Source organism: Paenibacillus dendritiformis, assembly GCF_021654795.1.
In the GTDB taxonomy this organism is placed as follows: domain Bacteria; phylum Bacillota; class Bacilli; order Paenibacillales; family Paenibacillaceae; genus Paenibacillus_B.
Window position 1 is genome coordinate 3453383 of the sequence record NZ_AP025344.1, and the last position, 14681, is coordinate 3468063.

The following is a 14681-nucleotide window of genomic DNA, read 5'->3' on the forward strand; positions in this document are numbered from 1 at the left end:
ATGCCAGTAGGAGCGGACGGTCTCCCGCCGTTATTGGGCAAGAGTGATCGCTATATGCGATAATTAGGGTGGTACCGCGTGAATCCGACCTCGTCCCTTTTCGGGACGGGGTTTTTTGCATTTCGGAAAAGGGGGTGATCACATGGACGACGGCGATGATGATGACAACAACAATATCTTCAACTTACGGAACAATCGAATAAGGAGGATGTTACGATGTCTATTAATAAGGAATCCGAAGTCCGTGTGCTCTGCTCCACGGTATCCCGTTGCGAAGGCCGGGAAGTCACAATCCAAGGATGGGTGCACGGCGTTCGTCATCTGGGGCAGGTGGCCTTCATGGATGTCCGCGACCGCAGCGGCATCGTTCAATGTGTGCTGGAGGGAGAATGGCTTGACCTGTCCTTGACGCTGGAATCGGTCGTTGCCGTCCATGGCCGGGCCGTCGCGGCAGCGAAGGCGGCGAACGGCATTGAAATCCATGCCGATCGGGTGGAAGTGCTGAATCGGGCCGCGTCCCCGCTTCCGTTCGATCTGAACAAGAAGCATTTGAAGGTCAGACTGGATACGATGCTGGACCATCGCGTGCTGTCCCTGAGGCATAGAAAGGCCCACTCGATATTTACGATTCAATCGGCCCTTGCCGGCGCCTTCCGGGAATACTTGACCCGGCACGGCTTTACCCAGATTTTTACGCCCAAAATCGTAGCCTCCGGCACGGAGGGCGGGTCCAATCTGTTCCCGATCAATTATTTCGAGCATACCGCTTATCTCGCCCAATCTCCCCAATTCTACAAGCAAATGATGGTGGGCGCCGGGTATGAGCGGGTGTTCGAGATAGGGCCGGTCTACCGGGCCGAGGAGCATAATACGTCCCGGCACTTGAACGAATATATTTCATTGGATGCCGAAGCCGGATTTATTCAGTCCGAGGATGAGCTGATGGACCTGGAGCAGGAGCTGTTGAAGCATATGTTCGATGCCGTCGCGCGCCAGTGCGAAGGCGAGTTCAACCTGCTTGAAGTCGACCCCCTTGCGCTGACCGGGGACATTCCGCGCATGACCGTTGCCGAGGCCCATCGCATTTTGGAACGGAAATACGGCAAGCTCTCGCCCACAGGCGATCTCGATCCGGAAGGGGAACGCCTCCTCTGCCAATACGTTGCGGAGAACAACCGGCCGGGCTTCGTCTTCCTGACCCGCTACCCGAGAGAGAGCCGTCCGCTGTACGCGATGCAAGCAGAGGATGAGCCGGAATTGACGGCATCCTTCGACCTGCTGATGGGCGGTCTGGAGATTACGACCGGAGGCCAGCGGATTCATGAGCTGGATCAGCTCATCGCCTCGATCCGGAGCCGGGGCATGAACCCGGAACACTTCCAGAGCTACCTGGAGCTATTCCGGTACGGCATGCCGCCGCATGGCGGCTTCGCCATCGGGCTGGAGCGGCTGACCTCGCGGCTGCTCGGCCTGGGCAACGTGCGGGAAGCTTCCGCTTTCCCGCGGGATCGCAACCGGCTGACCCCATGATGCCGGAAGGAGGGACAAAGGCAAAGGGTTTCCGCTATGGGAGCCCTTTGTCTGTTCTTACGGCAGCGCGGCTCCTGCAAGGATGCGTAAAGCGATGCGATGTGCCGTCTTCCGCCGGGTAGACCGCATGCGCTTTCCCTATCCGGGGATTGCGGCGGCAATCGCGCGGCACGCCCCCCTACTCGCGCGCTTCCTCCCGCAGCGGCTTGATATGCGCCGGAATGGCGGCATGCCGCGTGTCGATGAACCGGGCCCGAAACGTTCCCCGGTAGGAAAACACAGGGCCAATCAGCGGATTCGTCACCTCCACCGAGATCCGGTACAACTCCTCATCCTCGTCGTACCATTCGCATACATCAGCCGTACCAGTGAACCGGCGCGGGATGCGGAACTGCAACAGGCCTTCATAGAAACGCTGATCTCCCGAACGGATGCGCAGCCCGCCATTCGCAGCCGCGGACAAAGCCAGATCGACCGCCAAATGCTGCTTGTTCCCCAAATAATCGACCACGCCGCCCCGGTCACGGCTAAAGATCATCGTCGCGTCGAAGCGGCGCGTCCGGTTCGGGAACTGGAAGCTTCGAATCCAGGAGACCGTCTCCCGTCCGTACCGATCCCGGTACGCATAGTTTTCAATCGTGAACGGCACACGGCAGCCTGACTGCGGAAACATAATGTGCCGGAACGTGCCGATATGGAGCGGAACGGCGGCCCACCGGGAATACCATATTCGCTCCATTACGCCTCGGCCAATCGAGGCGATCCCGTCTCGGCTGGAGAAGCCGAAGCGCTCCCGAATGTGCGGATGAAGCTTGGCGAACTCGGGGCCCAGCGCCCGTTCATAAATCGACGCCGCCATTGTCCTTCCCTCCCTTCGCGGCCCCCCGGCCCGGCGTGCGCGCGCAGCGGCTTGCCTGCGGCAGATCCCGTCCGGAGACCGCGGCGATGACGCCGAGTCCGATCATGGCCGCGCTGAGCGTCACCGGGCTGAAGGGCGCCTGGATCGATTCCGGGCTGCCGGCGAGTGCCGCCCATACGAGCAGCAGCACCACGACGGTATGCCCGCGCCACGTCCATGTCTTCCGATGGCAGGCGGCCGTCATCAAGCCGATCCCGATTTCGGCGAAGCCGAGCAGGGCCAGCGCCTCCCTCTCCCATCCCGGGAGCAGGCCGGAAGCCTGCAGCAGCGCCAGCTCGCCGCCTTCGGGATACAGCAGCTTCGGCACCAGCCCCTGCCAGCACCAGAGCAGCGTCAGCAGCAGCACGCTGGCATAATGAACCATGGCCCGCCCGATGCTCGCGGCGGGCGGAATGCCGCGCTCCAGCCAGATTCGGAGCGCGTCGAAGCTCCACGCGGTCGCCCAGCCGAACAACGGGCGGAATACCGCCCGGTCGAACCATCGGCCCGGCCGGCCACAGCGCGTCTCGTAATCATACAGCGTCTCGAAGGAGATCCTGTCTCCGAACAGAGTATATTTCCAATAGCCCCTGCCCTTGCGAATGAGCGACAACGCCTGATCGGAGCCGAAGACAAGAGTGGATATCCTGTCCCCGTCCTCCAAGCGGCTCGCCTTCGTCAAGCCCGTCCCTGCGATCGCGAGGCCGAATCCGATCCGCGTCTCATAGCGGAACCGCTGCGGCTGCCCCTCTGGCTCGCAGGGTAAATACGTAATCCGGCTAAAACGCAAATCCCACTGTTCATGCAGCTCCGGCGTCTGCGTATAGGCCCAGAGCGTATCCATGTCCGTGCGGATATCAAGCTTCACGTAAATCGGCTTCCTTCGCATTCGCATCGCGGGCCGCCTCCTCTGCTGTCTCGATCCAGCGGCCGCACCAGCCCGCGCGCTCCAGCGCATACCGACCCGCTTCGGATCGAAGCGCCGCGAACCGGAATCGTCTCTTCGCCTCCCGCTTGAACACGAAGCGGGCAAGGCCGTGGCAGAGCAGGCACTCTCCGTCCATCAGCAGAATCGGTTGTGTCGAATTACTCGCTCTGCTTGTCATGCGACTCCCTCCCTTTCCCCTCTTATTGTAAGGAGAAGGAGCCGCTCCGATAAGTTCCAACTCTGGTAGTACGGCATGACAAAAGGGTACCACATTACGTAGTACCCTGAGTCTCCATTCCTATCCATTGCAAGGAATGCAGTTGCGCCTGATTTCCGGGCTAATCTCCGTCTCCGAGGAACAGCCCTTTCCGCTTCACTTTTTTTACCGCCTCTTTACTGCTGCGCACACCGAGCTTCTTCAATATTTTATTGACCTGATTCTTCAAGGTGCTCTCGGCTTTGTACAGCTTTTGCTCGATCTGTGGGTGCGTATAGCCCGCTTCGATGAGATCGAATACTTCCCGCTCCGCCGCGGTCAGCCGCTTCAGCTGTTCCTCCCGCTTCAGGCGGGCGTAATCCTTCAGCAGCGCTTCCATCGGCCCGGGATGGAAGTGAGCGCTCCGGATCGCATGCGGGAGCGCTTCGAAATTGCTCTTCTCGATATAATTGACCGCTCCCGCCGTGAAGGACTGCGTCATGACGGATTCATCGGCGACAGAGGTCAGCATCATAATTCTGGCCTCGCTGACCTCATGAATCTCCACCGCGGCGTAGACGCCCCCCAGCGGCTTGTCGCCGAGCTGGATATCCATCAGCACGACGTCGCAGGCCAGCGTCCGGGCGAGCCGAATGGCCTCTTCGGCCTCTGTGGCGGCCCCGATAACGAGAATGTCCTCTTCCTGATTAAGGTACGAGGTCATCGCTTTAATCCAATCGGGGTCATCCTCGACCAGTAGCACCTTAATCGGATTCATGACGGTTCCCTCCATTCCTGCTGATGGTTGCGCGGCGCGGAAATTGCAGCGTCACGCAAGTGCCGCCGCCTTCCTTGCTCGCGATATTCACCTCTCCCCCGCTTTTCTGCATCACATTGTATACATAGGACAGACCAAGGCCGAAATTGTCCCTCCGCCCCTTCGTGCTGTAAAACGGTTCAAAGCCGCGTGCAAGCTGCTCCGGGCTCATGCCTGTTCCGGTATCCTGAACCGACAAGCGCACTCCCTTCGGGCTGTCCTCGATCTTGATGCGGATCGCTCCGCCGTCCGGCATCGCCTCGACAGCGTTCCGCAGCAGGTTCCCAAGCGCCTCTGTCATATGAACGGCATCGCAGAGCACCAGGGGACGGCACACATAGTCCGCATCGGCTGCGATATGACGGCTCGGGAACAGCAGCTCATGCTGCGCCAGGCTTGCCTCAGCCAGCCGATCAAGTTGGCAGGGCTCCTCCCGCAGCACGACATCCTTCATCTGGCTGTGAATCCGCGTCACCATTGCCTGCATATGATCCGCCGCGCGGGAGATAATCTCCAGATGCTGCCGCGACGGCTCGTCCCCTTCCGGCAGCGCGCGTCTCAAGTTTTCCGAGCTGATGGCGATCTTTCCGATCTCATTCTTGATCGTATGATTCAACAGCGCCGCGCCCGAACTGACCGCCTTCATCGTATTCTCCAGCGGGTCCCGTTCAAAGCGAAGCTTGACGCCCAGCACGCCATACAGGAAGGAACAGAGCAGCCCCAACCCCAACGAATAGATGATGAACACCGAGATATAACGAAAAAAGTCAATCTCCAGCGCGAACGCATTCGCTCCATTGATAAATACGAGAACCGCCAAGAGCGTCGGCACGACGATGAGCGTCACGATCAGGCGGCTGCGCTTTTTCCTCCGATCCGTCTCATTCCACAAAGAAGCGACAAGCCAATAGCAGGACAGTAAATAATAAGGTCCGGTCCAGACAAGCAGCAGACGGAAGTCCAGCGCCGGCACCGGATGGAAAGGCGTGACCGCCAGCATGACCGCGACGGGCAGGAGAAGCAGCCATTTCATCAGCCGGCGCGTCTCGGCCTGCGGGAACCGCTCCGCGTACACCATGCTGAACACGAGCACTCCGTAAGGGGTGAGCGTCTGATTCAGGAACTGCAGCGGGCCCGACCAGCCGGGTAGCCCATTCTTCGCCAGCAGCTCCGCCAGCCCGCCGATGGACGCGCTGCTCAGGAAGAGAGCGGCCCAGCGATTCGTCTCCTTGCGCGGGTGAGTCCCTAAGAGGATGATCGCCGCCGTCAGCAGCGACAAAAAATAATACAGCATAGCATCCCGTCCCATATCCTTCTGTTCGAGCATGCGCCGGACAAGCGCCGGGCGATAGACAATGATTAAGACCGTCCCGAAAATGCTTTTGTAAATCGACACGCTCTCCTTCCATACATCGAACGAATCTAATGTACTGCCCACTTGCAAGGCATGGTTCCCGTTCGGGACCGGAAGAGCCGCATCTGCTCCAATCCGGCAACCGCCTGCGCGATCTCGCTGCTGAGAACCGTATCCGCGGTCCCATAAATGACGGCTCCGCGGGAGCGTTGGATGTACGGAACCGTAACATCCAGCGGCGTAAGATAGATGTGCCGGATCGCATCACTGTTGATACGCTCGGCCACTTGACCGGCCATGATGGTGCCCAAGCTTTTGCTGACGAAGATGAGTCGATCATAAATGCCGCGGAAGTGGCCGATCGCCGCCTAAGTAAAATATTGTACGACCGTCCCTTGTCCCTCTGCTGCTTCGACCGCGGCATATGCCCCGTTAATGAATGTCATCTGCGGCGGAACATGTCCGCAATCGATATCATACACAACCGGAATCTGAAGCTCCTCGGACAGCTCGCGGTATACATCTTCCGCCGTATAGTTCTCGACCGGGTGATTGGCGGCGGTTCGGCCGAACAGGATGCCGGAACAGTGATCGAACCAGCCGGCCAACTTCATCTGAACGAGAGAACGACGCAAATCCGCTGTTGACAACTCGCAATTTTCCAAATACCACATGACCGGATCGCCGCTCGCATACTGATTTCTGAAGCGATGGACATCGCCATAGGGCGTGCCAATCAGATGCCGGATAACATCAATACAACCGCCGAGCAAGCGGCCTTCCATTTTTTCTTCCCGGTTCGAGACGGTTCTCCAAGCCGTAGGCTCGGTCAAATGAAACACGCATGGCGTCGGGTTGGCATGATCCCACTTTGCCTGATAGGAAGCAGAAGAACGCTGGCGGACAGAGGCTCCGGCCGGCGTCGATAAGACGGACTGCCACATGGCGGTCGTGTCGTCGGAATATTCCCCCCGCATATCTACCAGATTCGGGCCATGCGCCGTAGCGATCCCGGTTCGCAGCGTCAGGGCCAGCAGCAGCACGCTCGTATCCGAGTAACCAAGCACCCATTTGGCCTTCGCCTGGTCATAATCAATCTGATCGACAATCTCGATGAGCAGCTCGCCGCCCCAAGGCGGAAGGATGATCCCGATCTCGTCGTACTTCATCATCCGGTTGAACTCCTCGGCCCGCTGCCGGGCTGGGGCCGATTTGGCTTTGTCCTGGGTCCATACCGTATCTCCCCATACGACCCGATAGCCTTGCTTCTCCATACGGGCCTGCGCTTGATGAAGCAGTTCATGCAGCGCTGCCGGCACGCCTGAAGAAGGTGCCGTTACGCCAATCGTGCTTTTGTCCCTCAATGACGGATATGTAATCATTTCATTTCCCCCTGTCTATGAATGGCCTTAGACATCAGGCCATGTTCACGCCGCTGGGCTGGCTGCAATAAAGACGATCATTCGTTTCGAATCCGTACTTGCAAGCGACGCAGCGTCATTTTGTATCATTATCTGTGATTGGAAAATAGAGGAGTGGATCATGATGAAGAAATTATACGCCATTGTGCTGGTCTTGGCTATCTTGGGGTTAGCCGGATGCGGACATCGAAATGGAGAAGAAGGGGATCGGCATGCCGCTGATCTCGCGGGCATCGAAGTGATTGAGATTAATCACGGGAGCACGGCTCTGCATCTGGAGTCTGCGGATACCGATTCGCTGGAGGCGTCGCTGCTTCGTTACGACAACGGTCCGGGCATCACCCTCAACAAAGGCAAGCGCAGCCTGTCGATCGGTCTCCAGAGCAGCTTCTTTCGAATTTTCAACCCCGGCATGCTGCCGCAGCTTAAGGTCCGAATTCCGAACGGATATGCTGGCAAAATTATCATCCAGGGAACATCGGGCAACGTCCACGCCAGCAGCTTGAATACCGAGGACCTCCGGATTGCCGGTAAAAGCGGCAGCATTACGCTTGATTTTGCGGATTTCCACAGCAATGTCAGCGTATCGACCGGGAGCGGCAATGTGAGCCTGATTGTGAATTCCCCGGAGCCTGACCTCCGTCTCAAGCTGCGTTCGGGCAGCGGAAGTCATTCTGTCGCGATCCCGCTTCTTGAGCACCGGCAGAGCAAAGGCATGACCGAGGGAACCGCGGGAAGCGGGGCTCATGAGATAAGCATTAAGACGGGTTCAGGCCATATTTCCGTCCAATAAATGCAGCGAAGCCCTTCCGCGCATACGATGACTCGCGGCTTCCTTGTCCGAGTCCTTGCACAGAGGGGCTTCTTTATATCGTTTTTTTCCTATTACTTCTCATCCCCCAACAATTTTTTCAGATGGCGCTCGTTAATCCCTCGCTGCATGAATTGGAAGTGTAATCCGCTTATTCGCTGTGCGCGGTCGATGATCTGCCCAAGATGGTATCCGGTATGCTCCACCAAGTGATAGACGTCCGCCATATCCAGCCGTTCCACAGCGACTTCCCCCGCCAGATGCCGGGATATAAGCCGTTTCCACTCGCCGAACGTCTCCGCCGTCCGGCTCCTTAGTATATTTACTTCGATGCACTCATCCGGAAAAAAATTCTCTATCCCGCCAGCGGCAGCATGACCGTGAATCGAATACCGATCAATATGGCGCCGGATATGCTCGCCAATATGAAGCACGATGCCGCCGATCGAATTCGCCTGCCCGGATTCCTTACGCCACACATCTTCGGAGCTTAGCGATTCCAAAGCCATATCCAGCTTCGGGGCATAATGATCGCACATGCGATGCACTGATATGCGAATAAAGCGGCGATAGGCATCCTCCATCGGAACCTCTCCTCTCGATATATACGGATTAAGTGCGCTCGTCGTCCCTCATGACCTTCTCGCTCTTCCGCTAGCGATGCAATCACCGGAAGCAGCCATGAGTTCAGCCGTTACCCAGGTGAAGCCGATGCAAATTGCTGCGAAAATAGTTGAATCCGGAATAGACTGTCATGCCAACCGCTGCGGCCATCACGCCATAATCGATTGCCCCGTGAAACGGGAAAGGGAACGGCATTCGGCTGTCCACCATGACGATAACAATCGCGGCAACCTGCAGCACCAGCTTCCATTTGCCGAATCGATCCGCAGCAAGAGCAATGCCTTGTGCCGAAGCGACGAGGCGAAGCCCGGTCACCATGATCTCCCGCCCTATGATGATGACCGCCATCCAGGACGGAATCAGATGATGCTGAACCAGCATAATGAGCGCGGCCGAGATGAGCAGCTTATCCGCCAGCGGATCCAGCAGCTTGCCGAGATTCGTAATCTGATTGTATTTCCGCGCCACATACCCATCCAATTTGTCCGTCGCCGATGCGAGCACGAATAGCAGCACAGCCACCTCGGCTCCATATTCATTGGCGAAGCGGAGCATAGGGGCTTCAGCAACGATCCAATCGGGGTAAGTCTGATAGAACAGCAGAAACAGCGGAATCAAACCTATTCTTGCCAGCGTAATCCAATTGGCCACGTTCATCGGGTTCCCCTCGCCTTTCACTGCATGGAATCGCTCAATCTGCGGATGCCATCCTCTTTACCGGATGACTCCCAACAATTTTTGTTCAATATCGAATTGTTCAGGGTCGCTTTTGATATACACGATGCGTATATTGCTGGCGCCAATCTTCATTGGAGGACTCATCATCTCGATCTCATTCAGCGCATTATGCAAATCCGGGGCAGCCTTGTTCGCGGCCCGATCATCTTCATACTCAAAGAGATAGACCACATCATCGCTGTCTACTATGCGAAAAGCCTCTTGGTTGACGGCCCCCTTCGATATCAACGGATCGGGAAGGTCAATCGGCTGCAAGGACAATCCTTCCGCATCCATGTTGTTCTTGACCTGGTCGATCGTATGAAAGGGTACGGCGCTCTCCTGGACGCTGCAGCCTGATAGCTGGATCAGAAGGAGAACGGCCCCGACGATATAACCTAAAGCCCTCATCGCTTTTCCCTCTCTTCACTTTGTTTATTCTACCCGTTCCCCGCGCTAAGAAACTGCACAAGTCCAATCAGGAACATCAACCCACAAATCCCGACAATGATCCAGAGTGCGTAATGCCCCCTTTTCGCGGCCGTCGCTTCAGTTGGGTTTCCACATCGGTAAGCCTGCGCTTCAACTCTTCGATTTCCTTATCGACTTTCATCGTTCTTCCTCCTCTCCATTGACTCCCGCGCCTATTCCTGCAGGCCTTCCCGCAGAGTCTCAATGCCCTTCAGCTTATGCTGCCGATTCCCTTCGTCGTTCCGCTTCTCTCTCGGGGATGCCGCATTACAGGGCGGAGCGGTTCGACCTAGCGGCGAAGGCCTGCATCCATTCATAGCGCGGCACCATCGATGGAGGAAATGATGTGATGTATCCTCAATTATAAAAATAGTACACCGGTTCAATTTGCATTCGCCGGCGCTGCACCGTCCGTATAGTGTGAACGAAAGCAATGTAATCCTGCCCGCTCTTCCCATGACATCATCTCTCCATCCTGTTCTGCTCCTTCCGGCTACATATTGCGATCAAGCTGCAATGGTAAATACGCCCAAACTGCCGAATTGGTTCCAATCTTTTTCCATTTCAACGAAAAAGCGCCTTGCCTGCACTCCTATCCGCTTCCCGTTCCGCACAACCTGCGACTCAGAGTGAACCTTCCGCTTCTGTTCTTTGCGACACTCTCCCATTAACTCAGAGTGTTCTGGTGCGCTCGTTCCTTGCGACACTCTCCATTCAAATCAGTCTGCCCCTTGATCATCCCTTTTGATCATCATTTGCAAGTCTGTTAAATACAACAAACAAGAGCGCTTCTATGATTCAGCCCTACATTTGCTTCATTTTGCACTTGACTGTTCCGATATTTCCTGATTCACGGGGAGATTGTTTAAAAGAACCTGCAAAACACCCGCCTCCTGAGGTACGGGGAGATTGCTTATAAGGAACACAAAGCGCTAGGCCCCTGACTGACACGGCGGGCATAATCATGAGGCAATCCGTACAAGATTCCCTGACCCAAGGGGAGATTCGTTATAAGACAAGCTGGCCCTAATAATCCTCCATACGAAGAGACACTCCACTCCGCAGACGCAGGAAGACCCTGAACAACGGTTATTCGTTATTCAGGGTCTTTTTCCGCCGAATCATTCAACTGTTTACGAAGGCAACGGTTATGCCTCAAGCCATTTTCTCTGGAGAGAGGCGATCGCCTCGTATTCTTCCTCCAGCTTGCGGAAGAGAGATATATAAATCGGCAGCAATTCGTGATAAATTGCGGCATTCTCAGGGATGGGCTGATGCTTGTGCGTGGACCCGACCATGCCGGACACCACCCCCAAGGAATCGGTCCTTCCGGTCGCATATAAGCCGAGGACGGCAGCGCCGAGACAAGAGCTCTCGAAGCTCTCGGGCACGACGACCTCCTGATCGAATATATCCGCCATCATCTGCCGCCACAGGGCCGAGCGGGCGAAGCCGCCGGTCGCATGGATTTTGCTCGGGCGCCCTATCTGCTCTTCCATCGCCAGCAGCACGGTATACAGGTTGAAAATAACGCCTTCGAGGACGGCCCGGATCATATGCTCCTTCCGGTGATGCATCGTCAAGCCGAAGAAGGAGCCGCGCGCATTCGGGTTCCAGAGCGGCGCCCGCTCTCCCGTAAGATACGGGTGGAAGAGCAAGCCGTCCGCCCCCGGTCTTACTTGCTCCGCTATCTTCGTCAGCAGATCATAGGAATCGATGCCAAGCCGCTTCGCGGCCTCGACCTCCGAAGCGGCCAACTCATCCCGCACCCAGCGGAACAGCATTCCGCCATTGTTGACCGGCCCTCCGATTACCCAATGCTTGTCCGTCAAGGCGTAACAAAAAATTCTTCCCTTCGGATCGGTTACCGGACGATCGACGACCGTGCGAATCGCGCCGCTCGTGCCGATCGTCGCCGCGACGACGCCCGGCTCAATGGCATTGACCCCCAAATTGGAGAGGACGCCGTCGCTCGCTCCCACGATTCCGGGCGTAGAGGCGGCAATTCCCATGGCATCCGCATAGGCCGCATTCAAGTTCGTCAACGGATAGGTTGTCGGCACGAGCGTCGACAGCTTTGCCGGGGAGATGCCTGCTAGCTGCAGCGCCTCTTCGTCCCAGTCCAGCCGTTCCAGGTTGAGCATGCCGGTGGCCGAAGCAATCGAATAGTCGACCACATATTCGCCGAACAGCTTGGCGATGACATACTCTTTAATGGAGATAAATTTATAGGTTTTGCCGAACAGCTCCGGCTCTTCATGACGCATCCACATGAGCTTCGTAAGCGGAGACATCGGATGAATCGGCGTTCCCGTGCGCAAGTACAAGTCATGTCCGACCTGCTCCCGCTTCAGCCGCGCGGCATATTTGCCGCTCCGGTTATCCGCCCACGTAATGCAGGGGGTAAGCGGTCTGCCTTCGGCATCGACCGCGATCACGCTATGCATCGCCGAACTGAAGGAGAGGAACAGGATGTCGTCCGGCCCGGCTCCGCTCTCGGACATCGCCTGGCGGACGGACCGAAGGACCCCCTGGAAGATTCGCTCCGGATCCTGCTCGGCGATCGTGGAATTCGGCGTGTACAGCGGGTATTCCTCGCTGCCCCTGGCAACCGCTTGGCCGTTCTCCTCGAACAAGACCGCCTTGGTGCTCGTCGTTCCCATATCGATGCCGATCATGTACTTTTTACTGCTCATAGGTACTACCTTCTTTCCCGTCATTCTCCTTCTCTTATACCACTGTACTGAGGAGGAGTATAAAAATCAATCCGACCACTGACAGCACGGTCTCCATCACGGTCCATGACTTCAGCGTCTGCGGAACGGACATGTTGAAGAACTCCTTGACCATCCAGAAGCCGGCGTCATTCACGTGGGACAGCACAATCGAACCTGCCCCGGTCGCCAGCACGACCAGCTCCACATTCACGCCCGGATTCAGCGCCAACACGGGCGCGACGATACCGGCCGCCGTCGTCATCGCGACGGTCGCCGATCCGGTGGCCACGCGGATAAGCGCGGCTACGAACCAGGAGAACAAAATGATGTTGATGTTGGCCTGAGTGGCAATGGCAGCGATTGCATCCCCGACGCCGCTATTGATCAGGACTTGCTTGAAGGCCCCGCCCCCGCCGATGATCAGAATAATTGTCGCCGTCGGCGCCAGACATTCGCTCGTGAAGCGAGAGATATCCTCTTTCTTGAAGCCTCTCGCGAAGCCAAGCGAGAAGAACGAAAAGACGACCGAAATCAGCAAGGCGATAATCTCATGGCCAATGAACTCGCAGAATACGGTCCAGCCGCTAACCCCTTCCGGATCGACTATATTGGCAATCGACCCGATCAGCATCAAAATAACCGGAAGCAGGATAGTAAAGAGCGTAATGCCGAAGCCGGGAAGCTGACGCTCATTGTTCAGCGCGAATTGCTCGGCCAGCTTGGCCGGCGGCTCGACCTGGATACGCTTACCGATGTATTTGCCGAATACAGGGCCTGCAATGATTGCCGTCGGCAATCCAATCAGCAGCGAGTACAGAATCGTCTTTCCGAGATCGGCCTGATAGGCATCAATCGCGATCATCGGCGCCGGATGCGGCGGAACAAGCCCATGCACCGTCGACAGGCCGGCCAGAATCGGAATCCCGATTTGCAGAAGCGACATTTTCGTTTTGCGTGCCACGGTGAACACGATCGGAATCAGCAGAATGACCCCGACCTCGAAGAACACCGGGATCCCGACAATAAATCCGACGAGCATCATCGCCCAATGGACGCGCTTCTCCCCGAACTTGTCAACCAGCGTGGACGCAATCTGTTCCGCGCCCCCGGATTCCGCCATCATTTTGCCAAGCATCGTCCCGAGAGCAATAACAATCGCGATCGTTCCCAGCGTTCCGCCCAAGCCGCTCGTGATGGCCTTGACCACTTCGAGCGGCTGCATGCCGGTCAGCAGTCCAAGGAGCAGCGCAGACAAAAGCAGGGTGACAAAGGGATTCCATTTGAATTTGGCAATGAACACTATAAGAAACACGATCGCAACCAGCGTCCATAAAAGCAGGGTTACGTTGTGGCTTAAGCCGAATAGCGTACTCATGTTGCAGAACCCTCCCTTAACCTTCCTATCCTTATTAACATACCCAAATAATAATTGTATACTTGTCGACAACTAAGGCGGGAAGAAGCCCGGTATCGGCTTCCTGCTCCCTATTGCGGCAAGCTAATATGAAGCGTCCGGCGCGAATCCGCGAAATAAGCTTGAACCACCTGCTGTATTTTGTTCGCGTCTTTGGATTCAAGGCCCTGCACAATGGTCCGGTGCTTCTCGATGACCGTACGAAGCTTGTCCTCGCCTTCGGAGAAGATCTCCTCGGTCGTGATAAGCATGACCGTCATCACAATCTGGCGGATGCTAGTCCACAGATGCATAATACGGTTATGCTCCGCCGCCGCGATAATCGCCTCGTGAAAAGACAGGTCCTGAAAAGCGAAATCGGTGACATCGCGATACTTCACAGCCAGTTCCATCTTATCGATGATCTGGTTCAGCTTCACGATAAGCCGCTCCTGATCCGCTCTGGCCAGCCTCAGCTGTACGAAGCTCTCGATCAGGAACCGGACATCATACAGCTCCTCGACATCCTTCATGCTGAGGCCGAGCACGACCGCTCCCATCCGTTCCAGCCGGATAAGGCCCTCGTTAGACAACGTTTTCAACGCTTCCCGAACCGGCGAGCGGCTCGTACCGAAGTCGGCAGCGATTCGGTTCTCCGAGATGATCTCGCCGGGCTTTACTGTTCCATTTATAATGTGCAGACGCAGCTCGCAGGCAATCGACTCCCCGAGGGAAGCGCCCTGCAGCCATTCTTGTGGATAATGCATCGAGCTCCAACTCTCCTAATGAAATAAATGGTATTCC

At 56.6% G+C, this 14681-nt stretch carries 16 protein-coding genes and 1 other annotated feature (1 of these 17 cut by a window edge); of the genes, 2 read left to right on the forward strand and 14 right to left on the reverse strand.

Going from position 1 to position 14681, the window contains the following annotated elements:
• Positions 1 to 101 (forward strand) — a binding site (T-box leader); it begins 120 nt to the left of the window's first position.
• Positions 102 to 216: 115 nt separating this feature from the next.
• Positions 217 to 1530, forward strand: coding sequence for an aspartate--tRNA(Asn) ligase (gene aspS, locus L6439_RS15165; RefSeq protein ID WP_168180646.1), 1314 nt, complete (start codon positions 217 to 219; stop codon positions 1528 to 1530).
• 178 nt (positions 1531 to 1708) lie between these two features.
• Here the strand turns inward: aspS and L6439_RS15170 are convergent, their stop codons facing one another.
• The 7 genes from L6439_RS15170 to L6439_RS15200 all read right to left on the reverse strand — a co-directional run bounded on the left by L6439_RS15170 (position 1709) and on the right by L6439_RS15200 (position 7105).
• Positions 1709 to 2389, reverse strand: a complete 681-nt coding sequence (locus L6439_RS15170) for a DUF4166 domain-containing protein (RefSeq protein WP_213468328.1) — start codon at positions 2387 to 2389, stop codon at positions 1709 to 1711.
• Positions 2370 to 3317 (reverse strand): DoxX-like family protein, encoded by a 948-nt coding sequence (locus L6439_RS15175; protein ID WP_213468438.1) that lies wholly within the window; start codon positions 3315 to 3317, stop codon positions 2370 to 2372. The genes L6439_RS15170 and L6439_RS15175 overlap by 20 nt, the downstream gene beginning before the upstream one ends.
• A complete protein-coding gene (locus tag L6439_RS15180; protein ID WP_168180644.1) occupies positions 3286 to 3534 on the reverse strand; it encodes a DCC1-like thiol-disulfide oxidoreductase family protein in 249 nt (82 codons plus the stop codon). Before L6439_RS15180 ends, L6439_RS15175 begins: the two co-directional genes overlap by 32 nt.
• A gap of 160 nt (positions 3535 to 3694) precedes the next feature.
• Positions 3695 to 4330: a response regulator transcription factor gene (locus tag L6439_RS15185; protein ID WP_168180643.1), complete on the reverse strand. Its 636-nt coding sequence runs from the start codon at positions 4328 to 4330 to the stop codon at positions 3695 to 3697.
• On the reverse strand, positions 4317 to 5807 hold the full coding sequence (locus L6439_RS15190) for a sensor histidine kinase (protein WP_237096488.1): 1491 nt from the start codon (positions 5805 to 5807) through the stop codon (positions 4317 to 4319). Before L6439_RS15190 ends, L6439_RS15185 begins: the two co-directional genes overlap by 14 nt.
• On the reverse strand, positions 5792 to 6022 hold the full coding sequence (locus L6439_RS15195; RefSeq protein ID WP_168180642.1) for a hypothetical protein: 231 nt from the start codon (positions 6020 to 6022) through the stop codon (positions 5792 to 5794). Before L6439_RS15195 ends, L6439_RS15190 begins: the two co-directional genes overlap by 16 nt.
• A gap of 69 nt (positions 6023 to 6091) precedes the next feature.
• On the reverse strand, positions 6092 to 7105 hold the full coding sequence (locus tag L6439_RS15200) for a S66 family peptidase (RefSeq protein WP_168180641.1): 1014 nt from the start codon (positions 7103 to 7105) through the stop codon (positions 6092 to 6094).
• A 160-nt stretch (positions 7106 to 7265) separates the two neighbouring features.
• On the opposite strand from L6439_RS15200, the gene L6439_RS15205 reads away from it, so the two are divergent.
• Positions 7266 to 7937 (forward strand): DUF4097 family beta strand repeat-containing protein, encoded by a 672-nt coding sequence (locus tag L6439_RS15205; RefSeq protein WP_237096489.1) that lies wholly within the window; start codon positions 7266 to 7268, stop codon positions 7935 to 7937.
• Between the two features lie 92 nt (positions 7938 to 8029).
• On the opposite strand, the gene L6439_RS15210 is transcribed toward L6439_RS15205, so the two are convergent.
• The 7 genes from L6439_RS15210 to L6439_RS15235 all read right to left on the reverse strand — a co-directional run bounded on the left by L6439_RS15210 (position 8030) and on the right by L6439_RS15235 (position 14644).
• Positions 8030 to 8539, reverse strand: a complete 510-nt coding sequence (locus tag L6439_RS15210) for a hypothetical protein (RefSeq protein ID WP_213468327.1) — start codon at positions 8537 to 8539, stop codon at positions 8030 to 8032.
• Between the two features lie 103 nt (positions 8540 to 8642).
• Positions 8643 to 9236, reverse strand: a complete 594-nt coding sequence (gene pgsA, locus L6439_RS15215; RefSeq protein WP_168180639.1) for a CDP-diacylglycerol--glycerol-3-phosphate 3-phosphatidyltransferase — start codon at positions 9234 to 9236, stop codon at positions 8643 to 8645.
• A 57-nt stretch (positions 9237 to 9293) separates the two neighbouring features.
• Complete coding sequence (locus tag L6439_RS15220) at positions 9294 to 9707, reverse strand: hypothetical protein (RefSeq protein ID WP_168180638.1); 414 nt, start codon at positions 9705 to 9707, stop codon at positions 9294 to 9296.
• A gap of 76 nt (positions 9708 to 9783) precedes the next feature.
• A complete protein-coding gene (locus L6439_RS29345) occupies positions 9784 to 9909 on the reverse strand; it encodes a hypothetical protein (RefSeq protein WP_269155944.1) in 126 nt (41 codons plus the stop codon).
• 1006 nt (positions 9910 to 10915) lie between these two features.
• Positions 10916 to 12463, reverse strand: a complete 1548-nt coding sequence (gntK, locus tag L6439_RS15225) for a gluconokinase (protein WP_213468326.1) — start codon at positions 12461 to 12463, stop codon at positions 10916 to 10918.
• Between the two features lie 34 nt (positions 12464 to 12497).
• The gene (locus L6439_RS15230) at positions 12498 to 13859 is read right to left on the reverse strand and encodes a GntP family permease (RefSeq protein ID WP_213468325.1); all 1362 of its coding nucleotides are present in this window, start codon (positions 13857 to 13859) and stop codon (positions 12498 to 12500) included.
• 110 nt (positions 13860 to 13969) lie between these two features.
• Positions 13970 to 14644 carry a GntR family transcriptional regulator gene (locus L6439_RS15235; RefSeq protein WP_168180634.1) on the reverse strand — a complete coding sequence of 225 codons (675 nt, stop codon included), beginning with the start codon at positions 14642 to 14644 and terminating at the stop codon, positions 13970 to 13972.
• Positions 14645 to 14681 lie beyond the last annotated feature (37 nt).